Origin of the sequence: Anabaena sp. 54, from assembly GCF_017355725.1 — a bacterium.
In the GTDB taxonomy this organism is placed as follows: domain Bacteria; phylum Cyanobacteriota; class Cyanobacteriia; order Cyanobacteriales; family Nostocaceae; genus Dolichospermum; species Dolichospermum heterosporum.
In genome coordinates, this window is the sequence record NZ_JAAVWA010000028.1 from 1 (window position 1) to 19,270 (window position 19,270).

Below are 19,270 nucleotides of genomic sequence, written 5' to 3' on the forward strand. Positions count from 1 at the left end.
TACGTTCAAGACTCTTGTAGAGACGTTCCATGGAACGTCTCTACCTCCAAAAATCATACGCCAATTCAGCAACGCCGGATATAGAAGCCGACCGCAGGTATTGCTATTTACACTGTACATGGATCATTACGCTGCACAAGACGTAATAAAATATTCGTATCTACTAAATATTCCATTTTTAATAATGATCCTCATAAATACTCTCACGGCTAACAGCATAATCTGATAGAATAGGCGCATTTGCACCAACAGAAGCTACAAAATCATCAGCTAATTCATCTAAAGTCTTTTCAAATTCTTCCTGAGTTATCAAAAACTCCTCTAAACTTGCTTTACTTTTTCTTTGTGCTTCTTCAATAATTAACTGTTGTAAATATTCACTCGCTGAACTATAACCACCTTCAACAATTTCGTAATCAATAAAACTTTTCAGTGATTCAGGTACAGAAATATTAATATTGGTCATAGTTTTGAACTTAGGTTTCACTAGGTTGCTTGTATATTAACATAGATTATGTTAATAATTGAGATTTAATTAACTAACAGCAAAATCTGTATATTTGCGGACGGAAGGCAATTGAAAACCTAAAACAATATCTTCTTTCGGTACACCTAATTCAACTAATTCATTGGCAATTCCTACCTCTGTACCATCCTGCTGAATCCAAATTTTATCATCAATAATGTCTAGATGTAAAACAGGTCCATAAATACGATTTTGATCACGCCAACCCACATATACTCCATCCATCTTGAAAACTTGGGTTTTCGCCATAGAAAAACTATAGGTTTCAACTTAGACGGGGTTTAAATTAATTGATAATGGTTATTTTCAATATCAAAAATCGTTTGTGCTTGAATGCGTTTATCCCAAACCATACTAGCGTGTTGTTTGAGTAAATTCTGAATATATTGCTGATATTCTTCTAATTTTGCCATTGTGATATTACCTCCTGTTCAATATTATAAACTACTAAACAAAGTTGATTTGTTTTAATAACTGATTGAATAAAAGGCAAGATAAAAAATTCATTGTAAACAGTAATAGGAACTGCTAAATATAAGAGGATGTTTGAAAAGTGGTATTCCGTAATTTTCATCACATTGCTACCCCCCTTAGTCCCCCCTTGTAAAGGGGGGAAACAATAAAAATCCAGTTCCCTCCCCTTTACAAGGGGAGGGTTAGGGTGGGGTAAAAAATATTTGATACATCAACCATAACTTTTCAAACACCCTCTAAAATTCGTTCTGGTTCTTGTTCTTGTAAAGCAAGACGATAAATTATAAATTGTCCTAATGCAGCATAAAGTTCCGTGATTTTTGAAGGATTAAGAAAACTTTTGATTTCTATAGCTATTTTTTGTCCTTCTTTTTCGGCTGCAATAACTTTCTCTGCTCCTAAATCAATATGTAATTCTAATGTTCCCGCTTGCAATGGATAAGGATCATGACTAATAAACCAGCCCTCTTTTTCTAGTGCTGTTTTGACAATGTTATGAAAAGCATCTTTAGCTGGCACGGTGTTAATTCCATTATAACTTGGTTTTACTAAGTTACTTGTATATTAACATTTTAGCGTTACAATAAGTAGGTGAACACAATAAAACCAAACTGTGTAAAGAAATGTAAAATCGCCCAAACCTTCTTCACTCTTGCCTCTTGCCTTTTGCCTTGCCATAACGACAATTTTCAACGCTCACCTACTTAATGATGAATCGAATTTATGGTTAGCTTGTCCTATTTGTAATAGATATAAAAGCGATAAAATAACAAATATTGATTCAGAAACAGGTGAAATAGTTAAATTATTTAACCCGCGTACTCAAATTTAGTCTGAGCATTTTTCCTGGACAAAAGATGGATTGCAAATTGTGGGTAAAACACCAACTGGGAGAGCTACTGTTAAAGCTTTGCATTTAAGTGATGATGCAGATGTTTTAGAAGTTCGCAGTTATTGGGTACTTGCTGGTTGGCATCCTCCAGAAAATTAATAAATTCATAATCATGAACAATTATGAAAATATGTCATAAAGATTTATAAATGTTAACAATTCAAAAAATAAATATATAATTTGACGTATTTTTTATTGAAAAATTATCCTAAATAAAATCCCAAAATATCTACCAATAGGCTATTGTCAGAACAGATAAATTTTAGTTTGCTATTAATTTTGTTAGTCGTTATATTGCTTTTAGCACTGCAAAAAACCACATAAAAGAAATAGGAATTTTCATGCACATACCCGACGGATTTGTTTCTGTACCAGTAGCCGCAGCCACCAGTTTAGCCAGTACAGCCGCCTTATTTGTAGCTTTTGAGCGATCGCAAACAGCTTTTGGCATTCGTCGCGCCCCCATTCTCGGCTTAACCACAGCCTTTATTTTCGCCGCCCAAATGATTAATTTTCCTGTAGCGGGGGGGACCAGCGGCCACTTATTAGGAGGGGCTTTAGCCGCCATTATTTTAGGTAGTCCTTGGGCGGGAATGTTATGTATTGCCACAGTTTTAATTATTCAAGCCGTGTTATTTGCTGATGGTGGAATTACGGCTTTAGGTGCAAATATTTTTAATATGGGAATAGTCGGCGTGTGGGTAGCGTGGGGATTAACCCAAACCTTACAAAGACTATTGGGCGGTTCTCAAAGGCGTTTACCCCTAGCAGCCGGCATAGCTGCCGCAGTTAGCGTAGTTGTCGCCGCAGTAGCTTGTGCCATTGAATTAGCCCTGTCTGGAACAGCGCCAGCCAACATAGTTTTACCCACCATGGCAGGTGTACATATTTTGATTGGTATTGGAGAAGGATTAATTACCGGGGGTGTATTAACCTATTTAGCCACAGCCCGTCCAGATTTGTTACCAGGTGAAGAACATAAAGTTAGAGGCTGGTTAGTTCCCGTTGTCAGTATTTTGCTGATTTCGGGTGTGTTGTCTCTATTTGCTTCTGCTTGGCCAGATGGTTTAGAAAAAGTAGCAGAAAACTTGGGTTTTATCAACTTAGCTGAACAAGTCAGAGTGGTAGTACCAACACCTTTGGCTGACTATGAGATTAAAGGTTTAGGGCAAATCGGCACAAGTATTGCCGGTTTGGTAGGTTCTACAGCTTGCTTCACTGTGGCTTTTGGAATTGCTAAAGTTATGAAACCTAAGAATGCTTAAAATTTCCTTGCCATTACGCTTGCAATTATCCCTCATTATTGTAATTGGCGCAGCGTTTTTAAAACATCATACTTGGTCTAATTTACTAGTATATGGGGCGATCGCCCTTTTATGGGTTGGCCTATTACAAGTACCCATTCGTAAATTAAGCGGTTTACTTGGTGCAGAATTAATTTTTCTATCATTAATGGCTTTGCCTTTGGGATGGGAAAAAGCCAGTTTTTTACTTGTGCGTTCCCTAATTTGTTTAATTACCATGAATAGTTTCTTATTAACCTTACCCCCCCACAGTTTGGGTATTGCCCTCAAAAGCTTACCAATAGCTGCCCCATTAAAAGAAAACCTGATCTTAGCCGCGCAATACTTAGAAATCTTACTTTCAGAAGTAACGCAAATGCAGCGCAGCGCCCAATTACGTGGTTTAAATGGTGCAGCAGGATGGCTGCGTTATGCCAGTGCTTCCATGATTGGGGCGTTGTATCTTCGCACCCTCGACAGAGCGGAAAGAGTTTATGCTGCTATGGTAGCTCGTGGATATAATGGACAATTACCGATAGATTCCCCCCTCAAATCGAAAGAACGTTTTATCTTGTTAATAGCTGGGGTGACAGCTACTTGTTTAACCCTAAGTTCCTACCTTACTGTTATTTGAGTGGTGAATCTTGACATCCTTAACTTCTAATCCCCAAATTTCCCTCTCTCAACCGCATACCAATGTCGTTGAAGTCCAAAATCTGGTATATGCCTATTCGCACCAGCAACCCGTATTACAAGAAATTTCTTTTAGCTTACAAACAGGCGATCGCATCGCCTTAATGGGGGCTACAGGCTCAGGAAAAAGCACCTTATTAGAAAACCTCATCGGCTTAAAACATCCCCAAAGTGGCAGAATCTGGATTAACGGCATCCCCCTATTGCCAACCACCTTACCTCAAATACGCCAACAAATTGGTTTTAGCTTTCAAGATGCTAACGACCAATTATTTATGCCTACAATTCTGGAAGACGTTACTTTCGGACCCCTTAACTATGGTGTTTCACCCATAGCTGCAAAAGATAAAGCCCATCAACTATTAGCCGACTTCGGATTAGAAGCTTACGCCCACCGTTCCGCCCATGAACTTTCTGGAGGACAAAGACGTTTAGCCGCCTTAGCAGCAATTTTAGCCCTAGATCCAGCCATTCTCATCTTAGACGAACCCACCAACGGACTAGACCCAGCATGGCGACGACATTTAGCTCACGTGTTATTAAAATTGCCCGTACAAGTGATGTTAATAGCTTCCCATGATCTCAATTGGCTAGGAAGAGTAACTCAACGGGCTTTAGTCCTATCTACGGGTAAAATCCAAATAGACAGCGACATTCAAACACTGTTGCAAGATGGCAAAACCTTAGATAAATTAGGATTGCCATTAGATTGGTAAACTGCTCAACACAGAAATTCGTAATTGCGAATTAATAATCAATTGGCTTAATATTTAGGGGATTTTATTGCTCTTGGGATTTTAATGTTGTTTTCCCGTCATTCAGTTATTGCTCCTGTTAGCCTGAGCATTGCTTTGTTAATTACTAGTTGCAGCGAGACTAAAATCTCCCAATGTCAGCGATTAGTTACAGTTGTCAATCAGGGTACAGCACTGATTGATATAAAAAAAGGTCAGCAAGTATCAACTAGCTTGCAACTATCCAAAGACTTGAAAAATGTTACTAAGTCTATTCAGGAATTAAATTTAAAAGATCCCAAACTGCAAGAATTTGAAACCAAATTTATCAAAATCTTTGATCATCTTAGTGAAGCCATAGCCAAAGCTTCTCAAGCACTTGGAGAAGCTAAAAAAGCAGAGGCATCATCAGATGGTAGAGCAAAAATTGAAAAAGCCAGAAAAGAAATTGATTCCGCACTAACAACAGCCGCCAAAACTGCCGGGAAAGAATCAGATACTCTAGGTGTTCAATTAAATAAATATTGTAGCCAAGCAGAATCAATTAAAAATTGAGAATTAAAAATTAAAAATTGTAAGAGTTATATCCTTTACTCTTCCTTTTTTAGTTTTTAATCTTGCTAAGACCTACAGACTGTACAAATTAATCATCCACAAAGATAAGGACGAATTTATTCGCATTACGAAAAGCATTAATACATTGTAGTGTGTTTTTGTGTAATATTTAGGCACTTAAGTAGGTGAGCGTTGAAAATTGTCGTTATGGCAAGGCAAAAGGCAAGAGGCAAGAGGCAAGAGGCAAGAGTGAAAAGGGTTTGGGCGATTTTACATTTCTTTACACAGTTTGGTTTTATTGTGTTCACCTACTTACTGTTGAAGTAAAAGCGTGGCAAGCTAGATCGAAAATGAGAATTTAAAAAGAAATGCTAAGTTAATTTAAATATCTGAACACATAAATAAATTTGTATATAGTATAGTAAAATGTAACGGATACGTAAATAACTAAACCCATTAAGTCATGGACATAAGTTTAGAAGGTAGAATTAACAACACCCCTTTAGCTGAGAATAAATGTTTATTGCCATTGTTTGAGTGTGTAGTAAACTCAATTCATTCTATTGAGGATTCAAAAATCAATAATGGATATATTGACATTATTCTTTTAAGGGAAGGTAATCAAACAGAACTCATAGAAGATGGAAATTTATCTCCAATACAAGGTTTTGTTGTTGTAGATAACGGAGTAGGATTTAACTATATTAACTATATGTCTTTTTGTACTTCAGATAGTACATATAAAAAAAGCAGAGGCTCAAAAGGAGTTGGTAGATTTTTATGGCTTAAAGCTTTTACAGAAATACTGATTGAAAGTGTTTTTGAAGAAGAAAATAATTTTTACAAACGTAATATAGAATTTAGCCTTTTTTGCAAAGGAGTTCAAGAAACTTCTAAGCAGAAAATAGAACTAAATAATGAACAAGAATTTTATACAAAAGTTGAACTTAAAAATTTCTTAAACCCATATAAAGGAAAATGCCCTCAAAAATGTGAAACTATAGGCAAGCAAATTCTAGAACACTGTATTTCATACTTTATTTTAGAAACACCACCCAAAATTAGAGTAATTGATGGAAAAAAAGAATTCAACATTAATACATACTTTAATCAAAATTTAGAATCATTCTCGGATAATGATGTAATTAAAATAAAAGAATATACTTTTAATCTTAAAGGAATTAAATATTACAACTCATCCGATTCAAGCCATAAACTTTTTTATTGCGCTAATCATAGAACCGTTATTTCTGAAAATTTACACAACTATATCCCTAATTTAATTGAAAAAAGAAAAATTCGTGACAGAGAAGGAAGGCTTTTTACCTATCTGGCTTTTGTTTCTAGTGACTGTTTAGATCAATATGTTAATCAAGAAAGAACTAATTTTAACCTAATTCATAATCATGAGGGTTTTACAGAAGACATTGGACTTATTGCTTATAAAGAAATACAAAATGAATTAATTTCTGTAATATCTAATAATCTTTCTCCATTTTTACAAGGATTACAGGAAGAGAAACAGAAAGAAATCCAAAAATACATTATAGAAGAAGCTGTAGAATATCGTCCGTTACTAAAATATGCTACAGATAAATTAGAGTCTATAAAACCTGGACTCCCTCCAGAAAAGCTAGAAATAGAACTTCATAAAATAATGTCGAGCTATGAACTATCTCTGAAAGAAACGGGAGTAAAAATATTGAGAACTCCTCTAGAACACTTTGAGAGATTTCCTGAATATAGCAAAGAATATTATGATTTTCTTGAACAGTATAATGATCTAGGGATGTCTAAGTTAGCAAGATATGTTATTCATAGAAAAATCATAATCAGTCTGTTTGAAAAAAACCTAATTGTTGATTCAGATGGAAGATATAGTCTTGAAAAAGATATACATGAAATAATTTTTCCAATGAGGACATCTTCTGATGAAATCAATGTTTTTGAAAAACAAAATCTCTGGATAATAGATGAAAGATTGTCTTATCATGAGTATCTTTCCTCTGATCAATCCTTAAAAAGACTAGAAAATTTAGATTCAGAAAGTAATGATAGACCAGACCTTTTAGTTTTCAACCATCCTATTGCTTTTGTACCAGATGAAGAACAGCCTTATTCTTCCGTTGTAGTAATAGAATTTAAACGCCCAATGAGAGAGGGATATTCTGCATCAGAAGATCCTATTGCTCAAGTTTATTCTTATATACGCCAGGTTAGATCAGGAAAACACAAGAATAAAGATGGTAGATTAATATCCCTTCGTGAAGATACACCTTTCTATGCCTATATTATTTGTGACTTAACAGAAGAAATACAAACTTTTGCTGTTAATTCTTCTCTGACTCCAACACCAGACCTTCAAGGTTTTTTTGGTTTTAACCCTGGATTAAAAACCTATATTGAAGTATTATCATTTAACAAACTTGTTAAAGATGCAAAACAAAGAAATAATATTTTATTTAAAAAATTAGGCATATAATTAATATGGAAATATCGCAATAATTAGCTTTCCAGATTGTGTTTCTTGATTTAATCACAATTATCACAATGTCCACAACGCCAATTAGCAGTTGGTGTTTCAAAGCCAAAGGCATTTAATAAAAATTGCCAACGACACCTTTTATTAGTGAGATATTCACTCATTTGTTTAGTAGCTTGTAATTGTGTTTTTTCTGGATTTCCTGACTGCAAAGACATAGAATAATGAAAAGGATCAAGCCATGCCAATTGTCCATTACTATGCAGAAGAGAAAGTGCCACAGCACTATTCGGAAATTCTTTAATTACAGTATTTATTTCTCCTTGGAGTGGTAATTGTTTGGCTAATTGTTGAGCTTTTTGTTGTTGCAATTTCATTTGTGACTCAAAAAACTTCTGTCTTTGCTTATCCTCAGCATCTAAAAATCCCGTCGGTTCACTTACCAAAGTTAAAACATCAGCAGGTTTGCCATCTCTTCCCGCCCTCCCGATTTCTTGCACATATTCAGATAATAAATGTGGCGCATGAAAGTGAACCACCCAGCGCACATCTGATTTATTTATCCCCATCCCAAAAGCACAAGTACACACAACAAATGGGATTTTTCCACCTAACCAACTAGCTTCAATATTGCGGCGTTCCGTTGGACTCAATCCTGCATGATAACTAGCAGTTTGATAACCATTTTCTATTAACCACCGGGTTAAATTTTCACTATCTCTTCGAGTCCGTACATAAATTAAACCAACTTGATTTGGTCGTTTTTGAATAAACTTTAATAATTGTTGTTTTCTCCCTTTAGGAGTCCAAGCAATTCGGACAATAGGATTTAAATTTTCCCGATAGGGATTAATCCGAAAAATCTCCGGTTTGTCTAATTTTAAAACTGTAGAAATAATCTTTTGGGCTAAAGGATCAGCCGTTGCCGTAAAAGCTGCTATACTAATTTTTGTTCCCGGTGGTTTTGATTTTAGCAAAGCTTCACGCACAGCCCCTAAACGCCGATAAGCCGGACGAAAAGTATCACCCCACTGTACTAAACAATGGGCTTCATCCAGAATTAAACCATTAATTTGGAGTTGGGGATTACATAACTTTTGCCATACTGCTGGACTGAGTAATGTTTCTGGTGATAAATACAATAATCTTAATTGCTGTTTTTCCAAAGCTTGCAAGGTTGCATTGCGTTGAGATGCAGTTAATTCACTGTGTAAAAGTGCTGCTTTTTGTGATAGTTGCCGTAATTCCGCAACTTGGTTTTCCATTAGTGCCACCAAAGGAGAAACTATTAAAGTCAATCCTGTTTTTAGGAGGGCGGGAAGTTGAAAACAAATTGACTTTCCCCCACCAGTGGGCATAATAATTAGAGCATCTTTTTGTGATATTAAACAGTTAACAATTTCTTTTTGAGGAGGACGAAAATCGTCATATCCCCAAATTGCCTTTAATGCTGCGCGAACATCTTGCCAAGATTGTGTTACAGGGAGATTCATTTTCCTAAAACAAAAGCGAAAAGAATAATAAAGGGAAAATCAAGATAAATATTCATCTTTACTCTTCCCAATCACCAATCACCAATCACCAATCACCAATCACCAATCACCAATTACCAATTACCAATTACCAATTACCAATTAGTTCTTGATCATTCCATTCCAAAGTATCACCAATGTTTTCCCCATTATGGTAAGCAGCCAGTAATACTTCACAGGTTTTACCATAGGATATCGCACCAGTGGCATCAAGAGCGATCGCTCCAAAATCCCGATTATTCTTCTTTGCTTCTGTAAATGATCGCTGCATAGCCTCCTGTAGTGACATTCCATCAGTAACACGCACTACAACCTTAGCGGCTAAACACTCATCAATAATATCTTCCCCAATCCCCGTACAACTCACCGCCGCCTGACTAGTCGCATAATTACCCGCTGGCATAGCTGAATCACTAACTCGCCCAATGCGTTCAAAGCCTTTACCTCCAGTAGAAGTACCAGCAGCTAATTTACCATAGCCATCTAAAGCCACAACACCAATAGTTCCCCTACCAGCACTTTCTGCCATTTCTGGTTCTGCTACTACCCCAGCCATGGTTCTTTTAAAATTATCCTGGCGTTCTAGAGTCCACTCTTTCAAGCGCAAATCAGTTAAACCATTATAAATAGGCAGTTGTAACTCCCGCGCCAACTCAGCCGCACCATAATCGGATAAAACCCGATCATCAGCATCTTGTAAAAACAGCGCCATTTCAATCGGATTCTTCACCCGTGACACATTAATCACACCACTAAAGCGCCCTGTTGTCCCATCCATAATGGAAGCACTCATGCGGATTTGTCCATCAGATTGGAGGACAGAACCAGTACCAGCATTAAAGCGGGGTTCATCTTCCAACATCTGACAACCCCGAACTACAGCCTCAGTCGCACTTGCACCCGTCAGCAAAAGAGCATAAACTTCCGCAACAATCTGAGACAGAGAGTTGCGGACTGCTATTAATCCCCCCTTACCTTGGAGAGAACTACCAGCACCACCATGAATAATTAATTTAGGTTGCATTTGTAAAATCATTTATTTTCTTCGTAGGGGCGCAGGGCCTGCGCCCATATATTTATTGGTTGGTCTAACTCTCATTTTTAGCCTGAGAACGACGACGACGGCAACGTTCTGAACAATATTTCACTTCATCCCAACAATCTTGCCATTTTTTCCGCCAAGTAAACGGACGTTGACATACTACACAGATTTTTTCCGGTAAATCAGATTTAGAACAAGTAGGACGCATAACGTAACAATAACGTAACAATAAACACGAAAAACATCATCTATCAAAAAATACATCTAAAGACGGATGACAAGGATTTTTTAATACTTGTACTGTCTACAATTAACCAAGCAAAATTAATTACATAGGTTTTCCCAGATTCTACGATAATTTGCAGAAAACAGAATTTCAAGTCTGAAATTTCTGAAAAGGAGAAAATAAAAATGAAAATGGTTAATCGTTCTTGTCCAGTTTGCGGTTCAAAGGATCAGTCTAAGGAACTTCCAAGAAAAAAATTATCCCAATAAATGAACAAAAGAACCACAGAGGCACAGAGAACACAGAGAGAGAAGAAATAGAGAGAGTTTTTGCGTTAGTTTTGGGACATATTTTTATTTGGAAGTCCCTAAAGTCTTTGCTGAGGCTGACTTTGATCTTAATCAATTAGACGGTTTTGCCTTTGCTTGTCGTAAACTGCTTGAATATATGCACTACAGACTGATATCTTGTCAAACTTGTGATGTACTGTATGCCAGTCCAATTCCTGAATTAAGTGAATTAGCAACCGCCTACCATGAAGCTGCTTTTGATAGTTCGGAAGAAGCTCATTATGCGAGTCGTACTTATGCCAGTTTTCTACCCGAAATTATGCAACATATTCCTAATTTAGATGGTGCGATTGATATTGGCACAGGGGATGGAGCATTTTTAGAGGAATTGCTTCGTACAGGGTTTACTTCTGTTATTGGAGTAGAACCAGAACCTTTCCAAGCACCTATTCTAGCTGCTAAGGAGGAAATACAACCATTAATTAAGCATGGTCTTTTCAGAGTTGAGGATTTTCAAGCGGGAACTTTTAGTCTTATTACTTGTTTTCAAACTTTAGAACATTTGTATGACCCTAAACAAATGTGTCAAGATGCTTATACTCTTATCAAAAAAGGTGGGGCTGTCTTTTTTATCTGTCATAATCATCGCGCTCTCTCAGCTAAAATTTTAAGAATGAGATCTCCCATTTTTGATATTGAACATTTACAATTGTTCTCGGAAAAAAGTGCTAGATATCTTTTAAAAATGAATGGTTTTACAACGATAACAACTAAAGTTATCTTTAATCGTTATCCTTTACATTACTGGGTAAAATTATTCCCACTTCCTTTAAAACTCAAGCGCTTCTGTCTTTCTTTTCTGAAGAAGACAAAAATCGGCTACTTACCCGTTTCTATTCCCGCTGGTAATCTTGCAGTAATCGGTTATAAAAAGTGAAATTAAACTGGAAAATTTAGACTTAAAAAAATCTTCTCAGTTGGGATTTTGCAAATTACCAGTTTTATAAATTACATCTACGAAATCAGAATTGAAAGAAGCAAAACATTTTTTAAAATTCTCAGATTCACGTAAAGCTATAATATGAATATAATTCTACGTTAACTGACTCGTAACATAAATTGGATCTTTATAAATCATTAGTTGGTCATTTCCTATTTACTCTGGTGAAAACCGAACCGGAGTGGTTGCACAAACAAACCATCGGTAGTCTAAATTGGCTGTCGAAAGCCAGTTATTATCCTTCTACCAACTGGTTGAATAACCTCCTTCAGCAATATCTGTGTTTAAATGATCCACGACTAGAACAAACTATACTGGGAATGAAATTTCCCAATCCTTTGGGTTTGGCGGCTGGATTTGACAAAGACGGCGTTGGCGCTAATATCTGGCATAATTTTGGGTTTGGTTTTGCTGAATTGGGTACTGTGACTTATCACCCCCAACCGGGAAATCCGCCCCCTCGGTTGTTTCGTTTACCTTTAGATCAAGCAGCACTTAACCGGATGGGTTTTAATAATGCTGGTGCTGTCGCTATGGCTGCAAGACTGAATGAGGTTAAAGAAAAGTCGAATTATCCAATACCCATACCTATAGGTATAAATTTGGGTAAATCCAAGATCACACCTTTGGAATTAGCAGCCCAGGATTATCTAGAGAGTTTTCGGTTACTCAAGGATTTGGGTGATTATTTTGTAGTTAATGTTTCCTCTCCCAATACTCCGGGATTGCGATCGCTCCAAGATGCTGCCATGCTCAGTCAAATATTGGACGGATTACAACAGGAAAACACCGCGAAAAAACCCATATTTGTGAAAATAGCCCCCGATTTAGAATGGGAAGCAATATCTGACATTATTGTTCTGGCTCAAGCTTACCAAATGGCTGGGTTAATCGCCACTAACACCACTATTAGCCGGGAAGGACTCAAAACCCAAATCATTAAAAAAACTGGCAAATCTCCCCAAGAAGAAGCGGGAGGAATTAGCGGTAAACCAGTGAGCGATCGCTCCACAGAAGTAATTCGCTTTATTTACCAACAAACCCAGGGACAAATGCCCATCATTGGCGTAGGTGGCATATTTACCGCCGAGGATGCTTGGGAAAAAATCACAGCCGGTGCTTGTCTTATTCAAACCTATACAGGCTGGATTTATGAAGGACCAATAATGGTACGCCGCATCCTCGCCGGTTTATTAACCAAACTAGAAGAAAACGGCTTAACATCCATCAGTCAAGCGATAGGAATGGGTAATAGGTAATTCGATTTTAGAGGATGTTTTAAAAGTGGTATCCCATAATTTTCATCACATTGTTACCCCCCCTAGTCCCCCCGATGCTTTGGGGAGAAACCGGAAAAATTAGTTCCCATGCTTTGGGGGAAAACCGGAAAAATTAGTTCCCTCCCCAAAGCATCGGGGAGGGTTAGGGAGGGGTAATTTGAGGAATAATGGTGATTCGATAACTTGTGTGTACACCGTAGCCTTTATAAGGGGATGTTTGAAAAGTTTTTAATAAACAAACCCCTCTCCAAACCTCTCCCCGCTTCGGGGAGAGGCTTTGAAACCCCCCTTCCCAGCCTTCGGCACGCTGCGCTAACGTAGGGAAGGGGGCAGGGGGGTTAGGTTTTGGAGATTATCGGTTTCATCTAATACTTTTCAAACAACCTCTAAGGGGAGGGTTAGGGTGGGGTAAAAATCCAGCAACCATGACTTTTCAAACACCCCCCAAGCTAAAAAAAATTCTTTTTCCTGTTGCCTATTCCTGAATTGGGAAAAACTCCTTAGACCTACGAGAATAGGACCAAGCAATACCATCAGGATCACGGCTACGACACCACTCAGCAAAATCTGGGTCATTGCGTCGCTTGTAAACCGTACTGGAATAGACATTTAGCCGTTTAGCTAATTCAGATTGAATCAGCGAACCAAAAACTAACTGTTCTTCTAGTGGTTTTCTCACTTCCTCATGGGTAGGAACAGATAAGGATTCAGATTGCGCTTCCCCCTCCAGGGAAATAGGTGAAGGTGGAGCTAAAAACGAACGGGCAATTTTAGTAACTGGTTGATCGGGAAGTTTTTCTACCAATTCACTACTATCAATAATATCACCAAGAATACTGGCATTAATAAAGTAGTACGATTGATCCTCCTCATTTTCTGAATCTAGTACACTAGCACCAAATTCCTTAGCTTTGCCATCTAAATAGCGTTTTGCCGCCTCTGCCGAAAAATTACCCTTGATTGCCAAGTCCGTGGGTGTAATTTTGCCATGATTTTCCTCAACCAATTCATAAAAGAGTGGGTTAACTTGGTTGCACCACTTTTCCCATCTAGATTGCTGCCAAAGGTTGAAAACCATTAACAGCCCCAAAATTACCAGTAAAACTTTCCAGGTATTGACCAAGAAAATAATCAAAAACGATATCGGCAAAATTAGAACGAGAAAACTTTTGCCAGGGCTTTCTATGGTTTTTTCACTCATACTGATTTTTGCCAAGTGAATTTTTACAAAATAATATCTCTATCTTGGCAAAAATTTGGACATTTGTTTGTATCTTTTGGCAAAATTGTCGCTAATTATTCGGCAAAAGCTACTGATATATAAAAAAGTAACTAATTTTATAAGTATATTTTTCCAGCTTTTGAGAAATTAATCTGTAGTCAGATTAGGTTGAGAAAGATTAAAATTAAGCGATGACATAGCGGTATGCACTTGAATAAGATACAGAATTTACCTAAAAAACCATACACCAAAGGACTTTCCACTCTGTTCCCTGTTCCCTGCTATATAATAACCAATCACTAATCATAAAAAGATGAAGATACCTGGATTTACCAGTAACAGAGATAAAAAATCAACTTCAACTAGAGGAAAATCCTATTTTTTGATTCCCCCATTAGCACTTTGGCATCCTTGGTGGCATCAATTTATGGATTGGATGGTAATATTTTTAACTGTAATGTTATGCTTAATAATGTTGCCAACTCGTCTTCCTGGGATGGAATTATTAGGCATTGGTCCTAACTGGCTACTAATTTGGGTAGTGGCTTGGAGTGTTAATCGCTCAGTATTTTCTGGTCTGCTGTCAGGAATCATTTTAGGACTATTGCAAGATGCAATGACATCGCCAAATCCCACTCATGCTTTGGGTTTGGGAATCGTGGGAATGTTAACAGCCCTAATGCAAAAACAGCGGTTTATTCAAGAAGACTTTATTTCTATTGCTTTAATTGTATTTGTGATGGCTGTGGTGGCAGGCACTATTTTTGCTTTCCAGTTATCTTGGGAAGGAAATCGTCATGCCGCCAGTATTTGGACATATTACCAGCGTGCAACCTTAGCTTCGGCAATTCTTAGTAGTTTGTGGGCGCCTGTGGTTTATTATCCTCTTAATCGCTGGTGGCAGCAGATGAAATTAATTCGTAATTCTTAAGTCAAATGGATAATTTTCCAGGAGTCTCTCCAGCATCTACACCCTTATCTGAAAACCATCAATTTGCACAGCCTGTAGTCCCGGAATTAGTAGGTAATGACTTTGATTCGCGGATGATGTTACGGTGCGTAGAATTAGCTCGCATTGCGTTGGGATACACTTCACCAAATCCCTTGGTGGGGGCAGTGGTTGTCCAAAATGGGGAGATTGTGGGGGAAGGGTTTCATCCTCGTGCTGGTGAACCACACGCCGAGGTTTTTGCCCTCAGAGCGGCAGGAGAAAGGGCGCACTCAAGCACTATTTATGTGAGTCTTGAGCCTTGTAATCACTATGGACGGACTCCTCCCTGTTCAGAAGGATTAATCAATGCTGGTGTGTCTAAGGTGGTGGTAGGGATGGTTGATCCTAATCCCTTGGTAGCAGGTAGCGGGATTGCACGGTTAAGGGCTGCGGGGATTGAAGTTGTAGTTGGAGTAGAGGAAGCGGCTTGTCGGCGTTTAAATGAAGGGTTTATTCATCGCATTCTCTATCAACGACCTTTAGGTATTTTGAAATATGCTATGACTTTAGATGGTAAAATTGCCACTACTGCTGGTCATAGTTCTTGGGTAACAAATCAAGATGCTCGCACTGAGGTGTATCAATTACGAGGGGCTTGTGATGCGGTGATTGTTGGTGGGAATACAGTGAGAAAAGATAATCCTTACTTGACTAGCCATCAAGTTGCGGCTCATAATCCTCTACGAGTTGTGATGAGTCGTAGTCTGAATTTACCAGAACAGGCTTGCCTATGGGATACTCAGGAAGCTCCAACTTTGGTTGTAACGGAAGTTGGCAGTTCACAAGCTTTTCAAAAAATGCTGCGGTCAAAAGGCGTGGAGGTGCTGGAATTTAGCTCCCTCACTCCGGAAATAGTCATGGGTTATTTATATGAGCGCGGTTTTTGTAGCGTGCTATGGGAATGTGGTGGTATTTTAGCAGCTAGTGCGATCGCTCAAGGCGCTGTCCAAAAAATCATGGCATTTATCGCCCCCAAAATTATTGGTGGAGATCATGCTCCTACACCTGTGGGAGACTTGGGTTTAACTAGTATGACTGAGGCGTTACCGTTGGAGCGGGTAACTTGGCGGATTGTCGGTAATGATTGCTTAGTAGAAGGTTATTTACCATCGAAACTTAAATAAACAGCACAGCCACTTGACTATGACTGTTGGCGTTCATAAGCTAAATCACGAATCAGACTCAGCCGAGATTGGATGTAATCACACAAGAAATCAATTTCATGAGGATCTAAAAAAGCTTGATTAGTTATTTGTTTAACCAACCACTGCACCAAACTAGCATCATCAAGCTGTAAGAGTGTTACTGTGTGGGTGGCTTCAACGATAGACCAAAATTGACGCATGATAGTTGGAGTCATTAGACCTCTATTTAATCATTAGTTTAGTTCTTTTTAGATTACACAATTCTGATATTAACTGACTGCATAAATCTACAACTAGATATAACTATTATTAAAAATTTAATAAATGACCAAATGTTTTGCTGAAAATTAAGAAATGTCAAGTTATATGAATTAACTTAATTTTACTTAACTAAGACTACAATTTGTCATCAATGAACGTTATTTTTTGTTGTGTTTTACTATTTTGACAAAAAAATTGATAAACAATGGTTTGAACTGTTTTTACTTTAGAGGTTGTTTGAAAAGTATTAGATGAAACCGATAATCTCCAAAAACCTAACCCCCCTGCCCACCTTCCCTACAAGGGAAGGGGGTTTCAAAGCCTCTCCCCGCTGCGGGGAGAGGTTTGGAGAGGGGTTTATTTTGTTTATACATTAAAAACTTTTCAAACATTCTCTTGGTTTCAAAGTTTATTAACTTCCAATTTCAGATTTTTTGTACTAAGGTAAATGTAACCAGGTTATCTATATTTTTACAAGATGACAAAGTAATGGTTCAACCTGACAACATAAAGAATGCAGTTGAGGAAAACCTCTCAAGGTTTCACTCTATTGATATAAATAGCATAAATCAATATTGCCAAAACAATCCTGTTGGCAAAATGTTACCTGATGCCTTTTACATTCATATTTTAGCTTTACATACTCTTGACCCTTGGCTTCAGGAATGTGAAAGCCGCGCCCGTAGTGTCTTACCTAAAGTCCAGTTGGCAACTCTGGTCAAGTTTAGTACAAACAAACCCAAAATTTCCTATCTATTCTATCCTGATTTTGATACTGATCCTCATCCGGCTTTACAAGCTAGTATTCAGGTTGACTTAGAAACTCTAGAAGTTGGTTATCGGGATTACAGCGATTCGGAAAATCCCCCGATTCTGCACCGCAAAGAAACTTTTGTGACTCCAGAATATCCCCTCTATGAAGAGTTTGCAGCTTTAACTCGCGCTCAAGTTGCTTTAGGTTTACTTAATCATCCTAAAGGAATTGGGACTAAGTTGGGTTGGGAACAACGGTTAAAAGTTTTTGGGGTGGAAGTGCAAGGACATTGCTTAATTAAAAGAGAAAGTGGTTCTATACCTACAAATATAGTTCCCAAAATAGACCGTCACAAAGCCGCTATTATTCGCTCTGATTTATCTCGTCCTGTGCGGTTAGCTTTGGAATTGAGCTTATTTAGTCCAGAAACCACCTTTTTTGATTATGGTTGTGGACATGGTGGCGATGTTACCCGTATTGCTGAACAGGGTTATACAAGTTGTGGCTGGGACCCCTATTACTCTACACATACGCCTAGAGTAGCTGCGGACATTGTGAATATTGGTTTTGTGATTAATGTCATTGAACACCAAAGCGAGCGCCGGGAATCCCTAATCCAAGCTTGGGAACTGACTCAAAAAGTCCTGCTGGTAGCCGCCCAAGTGTTGATATCTGATATTAAGCGGGGTGTAATTGCTTATGGCGATGGCATCATTACTAACCGCAACACATTTCAGAAATATTATGAACAAGAAGAATTAAAAATTTACATTGACCAAGTATTAGGCGTTGACTCAATTCCTGTGGCTTTGGGGGTTTATTTTGTGTTTCGAGATGAAGCTGAAGCTGAGTTATTCCGTGCTTCTCGCTTCCGTTCCCGCGCGACTACTCCCAGAATCCGTCTTTGTGTAAAAAGGTTTGAGGAACATCAGGAATTATTGACACCGCTGATGACTTTTCTGACGGAACGGGGAAGAATGCCTATTAAGGGAGAATTACCTCAAGAATCGGCAATTGTTCAGGAATTTGGGAGTTTACGCCGGGCGTTTAATATCATTATACAGGCAACTGACTCGGAAGAATGGCAAGCGATCGCTGACAAACGCCGTCAAGATTTAATGGTTTATTTAGCACTGTGTAATTTTAGCCGTCGTCCCCGATTAGGACAATTAGCACCAGCAGTACAAGAGGACATCCTAGGTTTATATAGTAGTTATAAGCAAGCCTGTTTAGATGCTGACCAAATGTTACGCAGTTTGGGAAATACAGAACTAATTATTAAACGTTGTCAAGAAAGCAAAGTCGGGAAAAAATTACCTAATTCCCTTTGGGTTCACATTTCTGCATTACAAGCAGTTGACCCCTTATTACGTCTTTATGAAGGTTGCGCTAGTCGCACTATTGGACGGTTAGAAGCAGCCAATGTGATTAAATTTCATCTAAAAACGCCTAAGATATCTTATTTATTTTATCCTGATTTTGATATTAACCCTCATCCCATTTTATCAAAAGTCATGACAATTGATTTGCGAGATTTGCACGTTACTTATCAAGATTATGATCAAGAAGATGACCCACCAATCTTACACCAAATAGAAGCTTTAGTTACTCCCGATTATCCCCAATATGAGAAATTAGTGAAACTCACTTGTCAAGAAGAAGATAGGGGTCTTTTAGATAATTGGCACAGTATTAGTCATGTTTCTGGTTGGGAAAAATGTCTAAAGGAAAATTGTACTGTTATTGATGGTTATCGGTTAGCTTGGGCTAAAGATGCAGATGCTTATAAGTTGAAAGCACTGAAAGCAGCTTTGAGAACTCGACAAAGAAGGAAGAATGTTGCTCACGCAGAGACGCAGAGGCGCAGAGAGGAGGAATAGAGGGTTAT

General features: G+C 38.0%; 18 protein-coding genes and 1 pseudogene. 10 read left to right on the plus strand and 9 right to left on the minus strand.

Annotation, left to right across the window (positions count from 1 at the left end):
• Window positions 1–178 precede the first annotated feature (178 nt).
• The 4 genes and pseudogenes from HEQ36_RS20155 to HEQ36_RS20165 form a co-directional block, all read right to left on the minus strand.
• Entirely contained in the window at window positions 179–466 is a 288-nt protein-coding gene (locus tag HEQ36_RS20155; protein WP_053537636.1) for a type II toxin-antitoxin system ParD family antitoxin, read from the minus strand.
• A 69-nt stretch (window positions 467–535) separates the two neighbouring features.
• Window positions 536–939: pseudogene (locus tag HEQ36_RS20160) on the minus strand (XisI protein).
• Window positions 927–1,100 carry an element excision factor XisH family protein gene (locus HEQ36_RS26090; protein ID WP_081424106.1) on the minus strand — a complete coding sequence of 58 codons (174 nt, stop codon included), beginning with the start codon at window positions 1,098–1,100 and terminating at the stop codon, window positions 927–929. Before HEQ36_RS26090 ends, HEQ36_RS20160 begins: the two are co-directional and overlap by 13 nt.
• Before the next feature lie 125 nt (window positions 1,101–1,225).
• A complete protein-coding gene (locus tag HEQ36_RS20165; protein WP_081424107.1) occupies window positions 1,226–1,519 on the minus strand; it encodes an element excision factor XisH family protein in 294 nt (97 codons plus the stop codon).
• A 714-nt stretch (window positions 1,520–2,233) separates the two neighbouring features.
• On the opposite strand from HEQ36_RS20165, the gene HEQ36_RS20170 reads away from it, so the two are divergent.
• The 5 genes from HEQ36_RS20170 to HEQ36_RS20190 all read left to right on the plus strand — a co-directional run bounded on the left by HEQ36_RS20170 (window position 2,234) and on the right by HEQ36_RS20190 (window position 7,639).
• Window positions 2,234–3,157 carry an energy-coupling factor ABC transporter permease gene (locus tag HEQ36_RS20170; RefSeq protein ID WP_168635177.1) on the plus strand — a complete coding sequence of 308 codons (924 nt, stop codon included), beginning with the start codon at window positions 2,234–2,236 and terminating at the stop codon, window positions 3,155–3,157.
• Complete coding sequence (locus HEQ36_RS20175; protein ID WP_053537637.1) at window positions 3,150–3,809, plus strand: energy-coupling factor transporter transmembrane protein EcfT; 660 nt, start codon at window positions 3,150–3,152, stop codon at window positions 3,807–3,809. The genes HEQ36_RS20170 and HEQ36_RS20175 overlap by 8 nt, the downstream gene beginning before the upstream one ends.
• A 10-nt stretch (window positions 3,810–3,819) precedes the next feature.
• Window positions 3,820–4,584, plus strand: a complete 765-nt coding sequence (locus HEQ36_RS20180; RefSeq protein ID WP_039200054.1) for an energy-coupling factor ABC transporter ATP-binding protein — start codon at window positions 3,820–3,822, stop codon at window positions 4,582–4,584.
• An 84-nt stretch (window positions 4,585–4,668) separates the two neighbouring features.
• Entirely contained in the window at window positions 4,669–5,157 is a 489-nt protein-coding gene (locus HEQ36_RS20185; RefSeq protein WP_053537638.1) for a hypothetical protein, read from the plus strand.
• A 463-nt stretch (window positions 5,158–5,620) separates the two neighbouring features.
• Window positions 5,621–7,639 (plus strand): hypothetical protein, encoded by a 2,019-nt coding sequence (locus HEQ36_RS20190; protein WP_053537639.1) that lies wholly within the window; start codon window positions 5,621–5,623, stop codon window positions 7,637–7,639.
• A 50-nt stretch (window positions 7,640–7,689) separates the two neighbouring features.
• Here HEQ36_RS20190 and HEQ36_RS20195 read toward each other — a convergent pair whose 3' ends face one another.
• From HEQ36_RS20195 to HEQ36_RS20205, 3 genes are all read right to left on the minus strand, one after another.
• Entirely contained in the window at window positions 7,690–9,132 is a 1,443-nt protein-coding gene (locus HEQ36_RS20195; RefSeq protein ID WP_168635176.1) for an ATP-dependent DNA helicase RecQ, read from the minus strand.
• A gap of 127 nt (window positions 9,133–9,259) precedes the next feature.
• Entirely contained in the window at window positions 9,260–10,207 is a 948-nt protein-coding gene (locus tag HEQ36_RS20200) for an isoaspartyl peptidase/L-asparaginase (RefSeq protein WP_053537641.1), read from the minus strand.
• Window positions 10,208–10,259: 52 nt separating this feature from the next.
• Complete coding sequence (locus tag HEQ36_RS20205) at window positions 10,260–10,421, minus strand: DUF2256 domain-containing protein (protein ID WP_071992819.1); 162 nt, start codon at window positions 10,419–10,421, stop codon at window positions 10,260–10,262.
• Between the two features lie 375 nt (window positions 10,422–10,796).
• Between HEQ36_RS20205 and HEQ36_RS20210 the strand changes: the two genes are divergently transcribed.
• Complete coding sequence (locus HEQ36_RS20210) at window positions 10,797–11,666, plus strand: class I SAM-dependent methyltransferase (RefSeq protein WP_168635175.1); 870 nt, start codon at window positions 10,797–10,799, stop codon at window positions 11,664–11,666.
• Window positions 11,667–11,848: 182 nt separating this feature from the next.
• Window positions 11,849–12,988 (plus strand): quinone-dependent dihydroorotate dehydrogenase, encoded by a 1,140-nt coding sequence (locus tag HEQ36_RS20215; protein WP_168635174.1) that lies wholly within the window; start codon window positions 11,849–11,851, stop codon window positions 12,986–12,988.
• A 496-nt stretch (window positions 12,989–13,484) separates the two neighbouring features.
• On the opposite strand, the gene HEQ36_RS20220 is transcribed toward HEQ36_RS20215, so the two are convergent.
• Window positions 13,485–14,210, minus strand: coding sequence for a hypothetical protein (locus tag HEQ36_RS20220; protein ID WP_053537644.1), 726 nt, complete (start codon window positions 14,208–14,210; stop codon window positions 13,485–13,487).
• A gap of 334 nt (window positions 14,211–14,544) precedes the next feature.
• On the opposite strand from HEQ36_RS20220, the gene mreD reads away from it, so the two are divergent.
• Together mreD and ribD are read left to right on the plus strand one after the other, a co-directional pair.
• On the plus strand, window positions 14,545–15,162 hold the full coding sequence (mreD, locus tag HEQ36_RS20225; protein ID WP_053537645.1) for a rod shape-determining protein MreD: 618 nt from the start codon (window positions 14,545–14,547) through the stop codon (window positions 15,160–15,162).
• A gap of 5 nt (window positions 15,163–15,167) precedes the next feature.
• Window positions 15,168–16,346 (plus strand): bifunctional diaminohydroxyphosphoribosylaminopyrimidine deaminase/5-amino-6-(5-phosphoribosylamino)uracil reductase RibD, encoded by a 1,179-nt coding sequence (gene ribD, locus HEQ36_RS20230; protein ID WP_168635173.1) that lies wholly within the window; start codon window positions 15,168–15,170, stop codon window positions 16,344–16,346.
• 17 nt (window positions 16,347–16,363) lie between these two features.
• Here the strand turns inward: ribD and HEQ36_RS20235 are convergent, their stop codons facing one another.
• Entirely contained in the window at window positions 16,364–16,582 is a 219-nt protein-coding gene (locus HEQ36_RS20235; protein ID WP_027403567.1) for a hypothetical protein, read from the minus strand.
• Window positions 16,583–17,117: 535 nt separating this feature from the next.
• Between HEQ36_RS20235 and HEQ36_RS20240 the strand changes: the two genes are divergently transcribed.
• Window positions 17,118–19,262, plus strand: a complete 2,145-nt coding sequence (locus HEQ36_RS20240; RefSeq protein ID WP_168635172.1) for a DNA phosphorothioation-associated putative methyltransferase — start codon at window positions 17,118–17,120, stop codon at window positions 19,260–19,262.
• Window positions 19,263–19,270: the final 8 nt, after the last annotated feature.

Coding starts and splice junctions, on each gene's coding strand:
- HEQ36_RS20155 (WP_053537636.1), bottom strand. CDS start 466: ATGACCAATATTAATATTTCTGTACCTGAATCACTGAAAAGTTTTATT.
- HEQ36_RS26090 (WP_081424106.1), bottom strand. CDS start 1,100: ATGAAAATTACGGAATACCACTTTTCAAACATCCTCTTATATTTAGCA.
- HEQ36_RS20170 (WP_168635177.1), top strand. CDS start 2,234: ATGCACATACCCGACGGATTTGTTTCTGTACCAGTAGCCGCAGCCACC.
- HEQ36_RS20175 (WP_053537637.1), top strand. CDS start 3,150: ATGCTTAAAATTTCCTTGCCATTACGCTTGCAATTATCCCTCATTATT.
- HEQ36_RS20185 (WP_053537638.1), top strand. CDS start 4,669: ATGTTGTTTTCCCGTCATTCAGTTATTGCTCCTGTTAGCCTGAGCATT.
- HEQ36_RS20190 (WP_053537639.1), top strand. CDS start 5,621: ATGGACATAAGTTTAGAAGGTAGAATTAACAACACCCCTTTAGCTGAG.
- HEQ36_RS20195 (WP_168635176.1), bottom strand. CDS start 9,132: ATGAATCTCCCTGTAACACAATCTTGGCAAGATGTTCGCGCAGCATTA.
- HEQ36_RS20200 (WP_053537641.1), bottom strand. CDS start 10,207: ATGATTTTACAAATGCAACCTAAATTAATTATTCATGGTGGTGCTGGT.
- HEQ36_RS20205 (WP_071992819.1), bottom strand. CDS start 10,421: ATGCGTCCTACTTGTTCTAAATCTGATTTACCGGAAAAAATCTGTGTA.
- HEQ36_RS20220 (WP_053537644.1), bottom strand. CDS start 14,210: ATGAGTGAAAAAACCATAGAAAGCCCTGGCAAAAGTTTTCTCGTTCTA.
- mreD (WP_053537645.1), top strand. CDS start 14,545: ATGAAGATACCTGGATTTACCAGTAACAGAGATAAAAAATCAACTTCA.
- ribD (WP_168635173.1), top strand. CDS start 15,168: ATGGATAATTTTCCAGGAGTCTCTCCAGCATCTACACCCTTATCTGAA.
- HEQ36_RS20235 (WP_027403567.1), bottom strand. CDS start 16,582: ATGACTCCAACTATCATGCGTCAATTTTGGTCTATCGTTGAAGCCACC.
- HEQ36_RS20240 (WP_168635172.1), top strand. CDS start 17,118: ATGGTTCAACCTGACAACATAAAGAATGCAGTTGAGGAAAACCTCTCA.